Origin of the sequence: Microbulbifer guangxiensis, from assembly GCF_021729075.1 — a bacterium.
Lineage (GTDB): Bacteria > Pseudomonadota > Gammaproteobacteria > Pseudomonadales > Cellvibrionaceae > Microbulbifer > Microbulbifer guangxiensis.
The window spans coordinates 107,381-120,541 of sequence record NZ_JAJSAQ010000007.1; the positions used below are offsets into that span (position 1 = coordinate 107,381).

Sequence of the window (13,161 nt, forward strand, 5' to 3'; positions counted from 1 at the left end):
AAGCGGTGACCCGAAAAGCGGTCACCGCCTCAGATTTATTTGCGCGGCTGCAGCTGCCAACGCTCTCGCTGGATGCACTCTCCTGCGGTTGCGACGACGAGCGCCAGCTTTACCACTGGCTCGCGGACCAGTGCCTGCAGCCCTATCAGTCCAGTGACCAGCAGCGGCTGTCTGCCCTGCTGATTACCCTTGCCGATGAAATTGCCCGCTGGCGCGGCTCTTCCTCCCGTCGTCTGCAGATGCTCGAGCTGGTGCGTGAATACGCGCTTGCCTGTGTGGATGGCATGGCGCTGCGCCGGGCCGGTCAGATTCAGGCCACCGGCCCGTCGCTGCAGGCGGATGTACGCACTGCCACCCGGGTCCTGCAGCAGCTGGCGTTGGCCTACAGTGCCCTGGCCCAGCAGATCCGCCTGGAACCGGGGCTGCGACTGCTGTCCCGCCGGCGCAATGTCCGCGCGCTCCATCGCGCTGTGGATGCCTATCGGCGCCTGCTGCAGCTGGCCCCCCTGTTCTCGGTGGAGACGCCTCGCCACAGCTGGCGCAACCTGCAGCTGCTGGTGCAGCTCGCCCGGGCGCAGAAGCTCGCGGACCAGACAGTGCGGGATCGCCATCATCCGCAGCGGCGCGACTGCGTTGCCTGGGCTTACATTCAGGTCGCGCTGTTTGCCAGCGCCAACCCGGGCCAGCTTTCCGAACCAGACCAGGAGAGGCTGTGGTCACTGACCCACCAGTGGCAGCGCAGTGCCTTTATCGAGGCTGAATACACCGATCGCGGCAGCGCCCTGCTCGCATCACTGGCGCTGGACCAGCCGCCGATTCCTGCCAACCGTGTGGAGAACTGCCAGCTCGACCTGCGCCATTTCACCGCGCCACTGGGCTGGAAAATCGACCTGAAGCGCCTGCTGGAACAGCTCTCCGGCGAGGTCCAGCGGGACGAGCTGCTCCGTCGCGTCTATCACGGCTGGGCGGATCAGTTCGGTCGCCAGCAGCGCCGTACCCCCACCGAGCAGCGCTGTGAGATCCTTGTCGGACTCGGCGCGGCCTGTCACCACCTGGACAGTGGCACACCGCCGGATCGCGACGTGATCGAACGTCTGTGTGGCGGCCCCTGCGAACCCGTGTCGGAGGATGCGACCCGTCCCAGCCTGCGTCGGCAGGCGGCCGAATTCGGCGGCCTTCTCCCCAGCGCCCCGAGCTTTGGCGGCCGCTGGCAGGGCGGGGTGCGGGACTCCCGGGCTGACCGGTATCGCCCGCGGGAGGCGGGGGTGGTCGACTTCAGCAGTGCCGGCATGGGGCTCAGGCTGGACAGTGAGCTGGCGCAAAAGGTGCGGACCGGAGAGTTGCTGGCGGTGCGGCTGACGGATTCCTGGCAGCTGGCCGTGGTGCGCTGGCAGTGCACCCTGTCCGACCACTGTCGGGTTGGGGTGGAACTGCTGGCGTCCGAAGCCCTGGCAGTCCGGGTGCAGCGCCAGACTGACGCGGGCCACCTTTCGGCGCCGATCTCCGGCCTGCTGCTGCGAGCGGCCGGCCAGGGGGGCGCGACATTGGTACTGCCAAAGCCACTGTTCAAAAGCGGGGACCGCGTCGAACTGCTGGCCCGACCCGGCGGGCGCTCGCTGAGGTTGGGCAGTGAAGTGGAGGTCGGGAAAGGGTTCGCCTGCTTCAGCTTTGTGTGACCGACCTCTCGACAGCCGGCGGTACCCTTGTAAGTGACGGCTGACGCGACCTAAACTTGGTATCTTTGAGCGCCGGGCCCCTCCCGGTGCCTGCGGTCGCGCCAGCGGCCGCCGCAGTAGCCACAAAGAGCAATAAGATGAGCGCCAGCGATACCATCCGACTTCTCCTGATCCACGATGTGCCCTCCGAGGCCCAGAGACTTGTCAGCATGCTCCACAATGCGGGCCGGCCCAACCGGGCCCAGCACGTGGCGAGTGAGGCGGCCCTGGTCAAGCTGCTGCAGGATAAGACCTGGGACCTGCTCATCGCGGCCGAGGGCAGCGAGAAGCTGGCCCCTGCCGTGGCGCTGCGCACCATCCAGAAGATGCAGAAAGATGTGCCGGTACTGCTGCTCAGCGAGCGCGATGGCGCCCAGGCGGTGGTCGAGGGGCTGAAGCTGGGGGCCCGCGATGTGGTCACCGTGGATGAAGACCAGCACCTGCTGCTGGTGATCCAGCGCGAACTGCAGGCACTGGAAAACCGCCGCAAGGCGCGACTGCACGATCGCCGCTATCACGCCACCCTGCAGCGCGCCAAGGAGCTGCTCGACAGCTCCAAGGACGCCATTGCCTATGTCTCCGACGGCCTGATCGTGTACGCCAACGAGTCCTTCGCCGAGCGCTTCGGTTACAAGAGCGGTGAGGATGTGGAGTACCAGCCGCTGATCGACATGCTCAGCGAAAACGAGCGCGAAGACGGTCGTGAGTTTCTCAAGCAGTGCGCCATCGATAACAATGAAGTGGAGGCGCAGCAGTGGAAGTTCACTGCCAAGACGGCATCCGGTTCCCACCTGCCCACCAGGGCTGAGGTCCTCGCCACTGTCTACGACGAGGAGCGCTGTCTGCAGGTGCGCATTGCCACCCGTGCCGGCGACACTGAACAGCTGGAGGCCCAGCTGAGCGATATCAAGAACCGCGACCCCCTCACCGGGCTCTATAACCGTCAGCACTTCCTGCGACTGCTGGATTCCACCATCAACTCGATCGCCGGCTCCCAGCGCACCGGTGGCCTGCTCTACCTGGAGATCGACCGGTTCGAGGAGGCGGTGCTCGGTACTGTGGGGGTGGCCGGTGCCGATGCACTGCAAAAGAAAGTGGCGGAGCTGCTGCAGTCCAGCCTGCGCCGTGGCGATGTTGTCGCCCGTTACGGTGACGACAGCTTCTGTCTGCTGATGTCCGAGACGACACCGGACAGTGCCGAGCGTCGCACCGCAGAACTGCTCAAGAAGGTTTCCGACACCATTTTCGAGGCAGCGGGCAAAACACTGCATGTCACCGCATCGGTGGGCATCTCGCTGCTCAGTGAGGCCTCCGGCAGTGGCGAGAAAGTGCTCAATCAGGCGCTCAGGGCCCACGACCAGGCGCTGCAGAACAATGACAAGGGCAATTGTTTCGCCCTTTACGAACCGGATACGGAACAACAGGACGACGCCAATACCTACCGTCGCGCGAGGGTGGCGCAGGCGCTGGAGGCGGGCAGCCTGAAGCTGCTTTACCAGCCGGTGCTGAGCCTGCAGGGCAGCGGCGAGCATCTCTACGAGGTGCTGGTGCGGCTCGTGGATGGCAGGGAAGAACTGGCGCCGGTGGCTTTCCTCGAGGGTATTGGCGATTCCTCGCTGTGTTCCAAGCTGGATCGCTGGGTGATCCTGACCGCCATCAAGGCGGCTGCGGCACAGCGCAGTGCCGGCAAGCAGGTCACGCTGCTGCTGCACCTGACTTCAGCTTCGCTGCTGGACAGCGGCCTGCCGGCCTGGCTCGGGGTGGCCTTCAAGGCCGCCAAGGTGTCTCCCGGTGCAGTGGTATTCCAGCTGCGCCAGGAGGATATCAACAGCAACCTGCACGCCGCGCGGGATTTCACCAAGCAGGTGCAGGACCTGGGTTGCCGGGTGGCGGTGTGCCACTTCGGTACCGGCCTCAACCCCTTCAAGTCCCTCGAGCACGTGAAGGTCGATGTGGCCAAGGTGGACCCGTCGTTCGTGCGGGAAGTACAGGATGAGGGCGAGAGCAGTGAGACCCTGGCCAACCTGATCCGGGAGCTCTCCACGACTGGCACCAAGGTCATCGTGCCGCACATCGAACAGGCCAGTATGCTGCCGACCCTGTGGCAAACGGGCACCGATTATATCCAGGGTTACTATGTCCAGGCGCCGGCGGAAGAGATGGCCTTCGACTTCAGTCTGGACTGACCAGGGGCCGACGGTGGTCGTCCCCGTCGTCGGCAAATTCTTCTCTCCCCGTGGTGGCAGTGCGCAAAGTGTCCGCGCAAAACCCTCTTTCCCTGCAACGCGCTTTCACCTTGCGCCGCGGTTTGGTTATCCTTTAGCGCAATTTCAATAAGCCAAAACCCACTGGAGCCTCTCCATGTCTTCCAGATTTGTCCGTACCAGCCTGCTGATCGGCGCCGTTTCGCTGATGGCAGCCTGCTCCCCGTCCGAGGAACCGAAAAAGCCCGAAACCGAGTCTGCTGCGCAGCCCCAGGCCGAAGCACCCGCCACCGGGGCCCAGGGGGCAGCCGCGGCCAAGGCCGACCAGCCGCAGTCCGGGGTGGACTATCACTCCTTCGCCAACACCGGTGATTTCCGCGTCAAGCATGTGGACCTTGACCTGAACGTCGATTTCGAGCGCAAGGTGCTGGAGGGCGAGGCGAGGCTGCAGCTGAAGCGCCTCACCGACCAGAAAAAACCGCTGATCCTGGATACCCGTGACCTGGAAATCGAATCTGTGAAGGCCGGCCACGGCGGGCAGATGAAACCGGTCAAGTTCTCCCTCGGTGAAACCGACCCCAACCTGGGCACGCCACTGAAGATCCAGTTGCCGAAGACTGCCACGGCGGTTTCCATCCAGTACCGCACCTCACCGGATGCGTCCGGCGTGCAGTGGCTGGAGCCGCAGCAGACCGCCGGCGGTGAGCACCCGTTCCTGTTCACCCAGGCCCAGGCGATCCACGCGCGCAGCTTCGTGCCGCTGCAGGATACGCCGCAGGTGCGCATCACCTACAACGCCACCATTCGCACTCCGAAAGACCTGCGCGCGGTCATGAGTGCGGACAACGACCCGGCAGCGGAAATGGACGGTGTGTTCGATTTCTCCATGCCGCAGCCGGTCCCGTCCTACCTGCTGGCACTGGCCGTCGGCGACCTGGAATTCAAGCCCATGGGCGAGCGCACCGGTGTCTACGCCGAGCCGGAGCTGCTCGACGCTGCAGCGGCGGAATTCGAGGACACCGAGTCCATGCTGGAAGCCACCGAGCAGGTCTACGGTCCCTACCGCTGGGATCGTTATGACCTGCTGATCCTGCCCCCGAGTTTCCCCTTCGGCGGTATGGAAAATCCACGCCTGAGCTTTATCACCCCGACGGTGATCGCCGGCGACAAGAGTCTGGTGGCCCTGATCGCCCACGAACTGGCCCATTCCTGGTCTGGTAACCTGGTGACCAACGCCAGCTGGCGCGACCTGTGGCTGAATGAGGGGTTCACCACTTACCTGACCAACCGCATCATGCAGAACATATACGGCGACGAGCGCTACCGCATGGAGATGGCGCTGGGCTACGACGATCTGCAGGCGGATCTGGCGGACCGGCCGGATGGTGACGAGATCATGGCCATCGACCTGCGCGGTCGTGATCCCGACGAGGTATTCTCCAATATCCCCTACGAAAAAGGCTCCCTGTTCCTCTACGAGCTGGAGCAGAAAGTGGGCCGCGAAAACTTCGACAAGTTCCTGCTGGACTACTTCAACAACTTCGCCTTCCAGAGCATCACCACCGAGGACTTCGAGGGCTATCTGGAGAAGACCCTGCTGGCAGAGTATCCGGACGAGCTGGACGCCGAGCGAATCCGTCAGTGGATCCACGAGCCGGGCATCCCGGAGGGTGCGCCGGTACCGACTTCCGATGCCTTCACCAAGATCGACCCGGTCCGCGAACAATGGCTGAAAGGTGAAATCGCCGCTGCGGATATCGATACTGGCGACTGGACCTACCACCAGTGGAAGTACTTCCTCGATGGCATGCCGGAAAAGCTCAGTGAGGAGCAGTTGAAAGAACTGGATAGCGCTTTCAACCTGACCGAGTCCAAGAACAACGAGATCGCCTTCAGCTGGCTGATGATCGCCGTGCGCAATGACTACCAGCCTGCGTTCGGGCGCCTTGAGAACTTCCTCACCGAGATCGGCCGCAACAAGTTCCTGCGCCCGCTCTACCGCAACCTGGTAGAAACCGGGAAGCAGGAGATGGCGGCGGAAATCTTCGAGCAGGCCAAGGTGGGATACCACCCGCTGACTGTGAAAGTGAACAGCCGGATCATCTACGGCGACGACGCCCAGTAACCCGCGCGGTGGCGGCGGCCGGCGCCGCCGCATACCCGCCGGGTGAACCGGAAACGGATTTCCCCCGTACCCAGAAAACCCCCGGCCTGCAGTTTGCCTGCCGGCCGGTTTCCGACTCCGCTCCCCTCTGCGCCCGGACCTCATTACCGGATGGGCGCACGCTGCGGTGTGCTGTGGTTTGATTTCACCGTGACAAGAAACAGAGCATGAAACCTTTCCGAGTGACCTTTTTCCTTTTGGCTCTCATTGCCAACCCCGTATTGGCTCAGGGCGGCAACGCCGTGCCTGTGCGCACTGCAGAGGTGCGCCTTGAGCCGGTGGCCACGCCGATCGAGGCCCTGGGTACTGCCCGTGCCTGGGAGTATGTCTCGGTGCGTGCCACAGAGACCGAGCGCATTGCCCGTATCAATTTCGATAGTGGTCAGCGGGTGCAGGCCGGCGATGTTCTGGTGGAGTTGAACCACGGCGAAGAGAAGGCGGAGCTGGCGGGCGTCCGAGCCAGCCTAGAGCGACACCGCCGCGACCTGGAGCGCCTGCAGCGCCTGGTGCGAAACAAGCTTGCCACCCGCGAACAGCTGGATGCTGCCGAAACGCTGGTGGCCGAAACCCGGGCCCGGCTGCAGGCGCTGGAGGCGCGGATCGAGGACCGTATCATCCGCGCCCCGTTTGCTGGCCAGCTGGGCCTGCGCGACGTGAGCGTGGGCAGCCTGGTATCGCCGTCGGAGGAGATCACCACTCTGCAGGATATCCGCCAGCTGAAGCTGGATTTCACTGTGCCCGAACGACAGATGCCGGCGGTGCAGGGGGGGATGCCGATCCGTGCTGTCAGCCGCGCCTTCCCGGAACGGGTATTCCACGGCGAGGTGATGATCGCGGAAGCGCGGGTGGACAGCCAGACCCGCGCCTTCACAGTACGCGCCCGGCTCGACAACCCCGATGAGCTGCTGAAACCCGGCATGATGCTGGTGGTCACCATCGTCAGCGACCAGCGTGAGGCCCTGACCATTCCCGAGGCGGCCCTGATCCCGCTGGCCGACAACCAGTGGGTGTATGTGCTGGAGCCGGCTGATGACGGTTTCGTGGCGCGCAAGCGTCAGGTAAAGCTGGGCCAGCGCTACCCGGGCAAGGTGGAGGTGCTGGAGGGACTGAGCCGCGGTGAGCGGGTGGTGACGCGCGGCACGCTGCATCTCCAGGACGGCAAGCCGGTGGTCGAGCAGTCCGCCGAGGAGCTGAGCCTGCGATGATCATCAGTGATACCGCCGTCAAGCGCCCGGTTTTTGCGCTGGTCCTCTCCCTGTTACTGGTGGTTTTCGGGCTGATCAGCTTTGATCGCCTGTCCCTGCGGGAATACCCGGATATCGACCCGCCCATCGTGTCGGTGCGCACCGACTACCCCGGTGCCTCGGCGGATGTCGTCGAGACCCGGATTACCCGCCTGATCGAGGACCGCATCGCCGGTGTCGAGGGGATCGAGAGCATCTCTTCCTCGAGCCAGGACGGCCGCTCCTCCATCACCATCGAATTCGGTATCAACCGGAACATCGACGCCGCCACCAATGACATCCGCGATCGCGTTGCCGGGGTCATGGACAATCTGCCGGTGGAGGCGGATCCGCCGGAAATCGAGAAGGTCGACAGCAGTGACGACGTGGTGCTGTGGCTGAACCTCACCTCCGAGCGCATGACGGTGCCGGAGCTGACCGATTATGCCAACCGCTACCTGGTGGACCGTTTCTCGGTCCTCGACGGCGTGGCCCGTGTGCGTGTCGGTGGCGGTAAGGAATACGCCATGCGTATCTGGCTCGACCGCAATGCCATGGTCGCCCATGGGGTCACCGCTGCGGATATCGAACGGGCCCTGCGGGCGGAAAACCGCGAGCTGCCGGCCGGCTACCTGGAGTCCACGGATCGCCAGTTCACCCTGCGCCTGCAGCGCCAGTTCCGCAGTGAGGCCGCATTCGAGCGCCTCGCTGTCACCACCGGCGACAATGGGCATGTGGTGCGGCTCGCGGATGTGGCGCGGGTCGAGCTGGGCTCGGTGGAAGAGCGCTCCACCTTCCGCGGCAACGGCGAGGCCATGGTGGGTATCGGCATCACCAAGCAGTCCACCGGCAACATCATTGCCGTGGCCGAGGCGGCCAAGCGGGAGCTAAAGCGGGTCAACGAGACGCTGCCGCCGGGCATGACCCTGGCCGAGAGCTACGACTCCTCGGTGTTCGTCAGCGAGGCCATCAAGGAGGTCTACACCACCCTCGGCATCGCGGTGATCCTGGTTGTGCTGGTGATCTACCTGTTTCTCGGCAACTGGCGGGCGACACTGGTGCCCGCGATTACGGTGCCGGTCTCGCTGATCGCCACCTCCATTCTGCTGTATGCGTTTGGATTCAGTATCAACCTGCTCACGTTGCTGGCACTGGTACTGGCCATCGGCCTGGTGGTGGATGACGCCATCGTGGTGCTGGAGAATATTTTCCGGCGCATGGATGAATACGGTGAGCCGCCGCTCCTTGCGGCCTACCGGGGTGCCCGCGAGGTGGGCTTCGCGGTGGTGGCCACAACGCTGGTGCTGGTGGCGGTATTCGTGCCCATCACATTCGTCGACGGGGATATCGGCCGGCTGTTTTCCGAGTTCGCCCTGACCATGTCGGCAGCGGTGATTTTCTCCTCGCTGACGGCACTGACCCTGTCGCCGATGCTGGCCTCGAAACTGGTCAAGCCGAGCGACGGCCACAACGCCGTGACCCGCGCCATGGACCGCCAGCTGGAGCGGGTGCAGCGGGGTTATCGCGGCGCCCTCGACGGTCTGCTGCGCCATCGCTGGATTGCCGTGGCGGGCTTTGCCGGCGTGATGGTGTTTGCCGCGCTGGCCCTCAAACTGATCCCCAGCGAATATGCACCGCGGGAGGATCGCGGTTCTTTCTTCCTGCTGGTCAACGGTCCCGAGGGTGCCAGTTACGAGTACATGCAGGAATACATGGACATCATCGAGCAGCGGCTGATGCCGCTGGTGGATGCGGGCTATGTGCGCCGCCTGCTGGTGCGTGCGCCCCGTTCCTTCGGCAACTCGGCCACGTTCAACACGGGCATGGTGATCTTTACCCTGGCGCCGTTCGGCGAGCGGCCATCGGGGTTCGAGCTGATGAACATGGTGCGGGAAAAGATGGCCGACCTCAGTGGTGTGCGCGCCTTCCCGGTCATGCGCCAGGGCTTCGGTGGCGGGCTCGGCAAGCCGGTTCAGTTTGTTCTCGGCGGCCCCAGCTACGAGCAGCTGACCCAGTGGCGCGACCAGATCGATGCCGAGATCACGCGCTCCAACCCGGGCCTGCTGGGGGTGGACTGGGACTACAAGGAGACCCAGCCGCAGATGCGCATCGCGGTGGACTACGAGCGGGCAGCGGACCTCGGGGTAAGGGTGAGCGATATCGGCTCCACCCTGCAGACCATGTTCGGGTCCCTGCGCGCTACCACCTTCATCGATGATGGCGAAGAGTACGATGTAATCCTCGAGGGTGAGCGCGACATGCAGCGCAGCCCGTCGAGCCTCGACAACATCTACACCCGTTCCGCCGCCAGTGGTGCACTGGTGCCGCTGCAGAGCTTTGTGGAAGTACGCGAGTATGCGGACAGCCCAAATCTGCAGCGCTACAACCGCATCCGCTCGATCACCCTGGAGGCGAACCTGGCCGATGACCTGGCCCTCGGTGATGCCATCGATTACCTGAACGACGTGGTGGACCGCACCATCGTCGGCGCACCGGTGGTCGACTACAAAGGCCAGTCGAAGAACTTCCAGGATTCTGGCAGCACCATCGTGTTTGCGATCGTGCTGGGAGCGCTGGTGGTGTTCCTGGTGCTGGCGGCACAGTTCGAGAGTTTTGTGCACCCGCTGGTCATCATGATCACTGTGCCACTGGCGATGGCGGGTGCGCTGGTGGGGCTGCTGGCGACCGGCCAGTCCCTCAACCTTTACAGCCAGGTGGGGCTGATCATGCTGATCGGCCTGGCGGCCAAAAACGGCATCCTGATCGTGGAGTTCGCCAACCAGTTGCGCGACCGCGGGCTGGCGTTTGGCGAGGCCCTGCGCCGTGCATCTGCGACACGCCTGCGACCGATCCTGATGACCGGTATCACCACGGCTGCCGGCTCCCTGCCGCTATTGCTTTCCAGTGGGGCCGGTTCGGAAACCCGCTCGGTGATCGGTGTGGTGGTGCTGTTTGGCGTGCTGGCGGCGACGGTCTTCACCATCTTTGTGGTGCCCGCTGCCTATGACCTGCTCGCCCGCCGCACCGGCTCCCCGGGTGAAGTCGGGCGCGCGGTGGCGCAGCTCGAGGGGGAGCACCCGCCGGCCGGCTGAGCCAGCCGGTAACCGTGAAGTGTGCCTGGCGCGCAAACCCTTGTGGTCGCGCCAGACTGATGCACATTTTTTGCCGTGCCCCTGTCAAAGTGGTGGGTGAAGGCGATAAAAGGCGGTAAAGTATGCTCGCTTGTCGCCAGATGCGAATTTACCAGGGAGGGGCCCCTGAAGGGTAGGGGATGGGGTTATGCGTAGAGTAACTGTTCTGATCTTGCTAATACTGGTGGTTGCCGGGTGCAGCCGCCAGGTCTGTGACGAGCGGCCGTCGCTGCCATCACCGGGGCCGATGTTCCCCCACGCGGGCATCCTGCGCTGAGTGCTTCAGTCGCTGTCCAGTAACCCGGCGATCTGGCCGTCATTCAACCCGAACAGATAGAGCGCCGCATCCAGGCCAAAGCGGTCGATGGATTGCGGTGCTTCCTGCCGTACTTTGGGCTTGGGGTGGATAGCAATTCCCAGCGCGCCGAGGCACAGCATCGGGATGTCATTGGCGCCGTCCCCCACCGCAATCACCCGGGAGAGCGGCAGTCCCATCGCTTCCGCCATATCTTCCAGCAGGGCGCGCTTGCGCGCCCCGTCCACGATCGGCTCGATGACCTCACCAGTAAGCGCACCGTCGGCAAATTCCAACTCGTTGGCGTGCACGATGTCTACCGCAAGCCGCTCCGACTGCAGGTAGTGGGCGAAATAGGTGAAGCCGCCGGACAGGATTGCAGTCTTGCACCCCAGCGCCCGCAGCGCCCGCAGCAGCCGTTCGGCGCCGGGCTTGATAGGCAGTTGTGGCGCGATCCGTGCCAGTTCCGTCTCCGGGAATCCTTTCAGCAGGCGCATGCGCTTTTTGAAGCTCTGGCGGAAATCCAGTTCACCGCGCATGGCCGCCTCGGTAATCGCGGCCACCTGATCGCCGATGCCGGTGATCTTCGCCAGTTCGTCGATCACCTCGGCGTCGATGAGGGTGGAATCCATATCAAACCCGGCGAGAGAGGGCGGGCGCTGGCTGTCGCCAGCCTGCAGGACCAGGTCGGCGCCGATTTCCTCTGCAAGTGCCAGGCAGGCGCGGCGGGTTTCATCGAAGTCCAGTTCACCATCGATCTGGAAGCGCAGTACAGTGCAGTCGCGCCGCCGGGACAGGGTGTCCACCGCTTCGGTAGACGCCCCCCGCACGCGAATAAAATCCAGTACCCCGCGCAGTTGCGCCAGGCTGGCGGCAGGAGAGAGCAGGGTCAGGCACCAGGGACTGGTCACCGCACTGGCAGCGGGCTGGGTCGGCACGGGGTGCTCAAGCGGTCGCGCGCCACTGAATTGCGCGTCGCCAGCCCGGCCCAGTCCGATCAGCGCTTCTGACGCCAGCCGTGGATGAAACTCCAGGAAATGCAGCGGCGCATCGCCGGTGGATGCAGCGATCTGTTCGAACGGCAGCTGCAGGGAGGAGGTTTCAGTGGAGGCATCCATGTTCAGTGTCCGTGGCGTCGCAAAGTTGGCTGGGCATTATAGCCCCGCCGGCAATATCCGCTAAAATCCACGCCATTGCCGTCCAAAAAAGACAATAAGTGTGCCCCTCATGCCAGTCACCCGCCCGGACTTTTCCCGCCTCTTCAACGCACTGTCCCCCAATGCCCGCCAACAGCTGGTCGGTCTGGCCGTCTGGCTGGTGGTCGCCGCCTTCTGTGCCACGGCATTGAGCCACGATTACGGGCGACAGAAGTCCGCCGCAGAGACGCGGGACAAGATCATCGCAGAGACTGCTGCCGCGGTACTGGCCCGCCAGAGCCTGGAGCGCATCGTGGCGGGGGACCGCATCAGCCTGCAACTGTTGGCACAGGAGCTGCTGGCGTTGCCGGCAGTGACAGGCGTAACCGTGCAGGATGTGGAGTCTTACCCGCTGACCCAGGTGGGCGAAATCGACCGCGGTATCACCGTGACAGCGCCGGTGGTGCTGCACGACAGCCTGGCCGGCAGCGTGGCGGTCAATTATGTGCCGGGGGCGGACGTTCGTTTCCCATGGGCGAGCCTGCTGCTGTGTCTCGTCTTCGCGCTGCCGGTCAGTGCGGTGGCGGCACTGGCGGTTGCACAGCTGCCTGCGCGCCGGGGCACGCCGGTCATTGCGCCGGCACCTGCCAAGCCGGTGCCGGCCCCGGAGCCGCCGCTCGTTGCAGGGCTCTACCTGCGGCCGCTGAACTGGGCGCAATTGCGCAATCAGCTGAGCCGGGGTGCGCTGGAGAAACTGGAGCAGCAATTGCAGGAGCGGCTGCGCCTGTTGTGCCGCATCTACGATGCCCGCCCCCTGAAGGATGCCGGTCCCCAGCAGGGCTTGGGTTTCACTGGCGCCGATGGGTGCTTTCGGGCTGTCTGTTGCGGCCTGTTGCTGCGGGAGCTGCAGGGCGCGAGTGCGGTGAGCGGCCTGCAGCTGGCTCTGGCGGTGACCCCCGGACAGCTGGAGGATTTCTCCGCGGACCGCCTGCTGGCCCAGCCGCGCAGCCTCTACCTGCACCGGGAGCTGCTGGAGGAAAAAGACCTGGCCGAGAGAATCCAGTGTCATGAGAGTGACGCCGGGCTGGAGGTCACGGCACTGGCGCCGGTATACCAGAAGCTGCTGGACAGCCAGTTGCAGCAGCTGGTCCAGGCCTGAGGTCGCCCCTTCACCCGGTTCTGGTTTGCCGCAATCTCCCCTCGACCGTCGGGCCCCGACCGATCGCCCCGCCGGGTTCAGTTTTGTCGCCTGCTTTACGTTTACGTCAACGTAACCCTCTGCTAGGCTTGCCT

8 protein-coding genes are annotated in these 13,161 nt (G+C 64.4%); 7 read left to right on the forward strand and 1 reads right to left on the reverse strand.

Annotated features, from left to right (window positions below):
* Positions 1–5 precede the first annotated feature (5 nt).
* The 6 genes from LVD12_RS14940 (at position 6) to LVD12_RS14965 (ending at position 10,714) form a co-directional block, all read left to right on the forward strand.
* Positions 6–1,676 carry a cyclic-di-GMP receptor FimW-related protein gene (locus tag LVD12_RS14940; RefSeq protein WP_237068525.1) on the forward strand — a complete coding sequence of 557 codons (1,671 nt, stop codon included), beginning with the start codon at positions 6–8 and terminating at the stop codon, positions 1,674–1,676.
* Positions 1,677–1,813: 137 nt separating this feature from the next.
* A complete protein-coding gene (locus tag LVD12_RS14945; protein WP_237068526.1) occupies positions 1,814–3,901 on the forward strand; it encodes an EAL domain-containing response regulator in 2,088 nt (695 codons plus the stop codon).
* A gap of 175 nt (positions 3,902–4,076) precedes the next feature.
* Complete coding sequence (locus LVD12_RS14950) at positions 4,077–6,044, forward strand: M1 family metallopeptidase (protein WP_237068527.1); 1,968 nt, start codon at positions 4,077–4,079, stop codon at positions 6,042–6,044.
* Positions 6,045–6,250: 206 nt separating this feature from the next.
* A complete protein-coding gene (locus LVD12_RS14955) occupies positions 6,251–7,288 on the forward strand; it encodes an efflux RND transporter periplasmic adaptor subunit (RefSeq protein ID WP_237068528.1) in 1,038 nt (345 codons plus the stop codon).
* Positions 7,285–10,398, forward strand: a complete 3,114-nt coding sequence (locus LVD12_RS14960; protein WP_237068529.1) for an efflux RND transporter permease subunit — start codon at positions 7,285–7,287, stop codon at positions 10,396–10,398. The genes LVD12_RS14955 and LVD12_RS14960 overlap by 4 nt, the downstream gene beginning before the upstream one ends.
* A 187-nt stretch (positions 10,399–10,585) precedes the next feature.
* Positions 10,586–10,714: a lipoprotein gene (locus tag LVD12_RS14965; RefSeq protein WP_237068530.1), complete on the forward strand. Its 129-nt coding sequence runs from the start codon at positions 10,586–10,588 to the stop codon at positions 10,712–10,714.
* 5 nt (positions 10,715–10,719) lie between these two features.
* Here the strand turns inward: LVD12_RS14965 and serB are convergent, their stop codons facing one another.
* Complete coding sequence (gene serB / locus LVD12_RS14970) at positions 10,720–11,850, reverse strand: phosphoserine phosphatase SerB (protein ID WP_237068531.1); 1,131 nt, start codon at positions 11,848–11,850, stop codon at positions 10,720–10,722.
* Between the two features lie 109 nt (positions 11,851–11,959).
* On the opposite strand from serB, the gene LVD12_RS14975 reads away from it, so the two are divergent.
* Entirely contained in the window at positions 11,960–13,027 is a 1,068-nt protein-coding gene (locus tag LVD12_RS14975) for a hypothetical protein (protein ID WP_237068532.1), read from the forward strand.
* Positions 13,028–13,161: the final 134 nt, after the last annotated feature.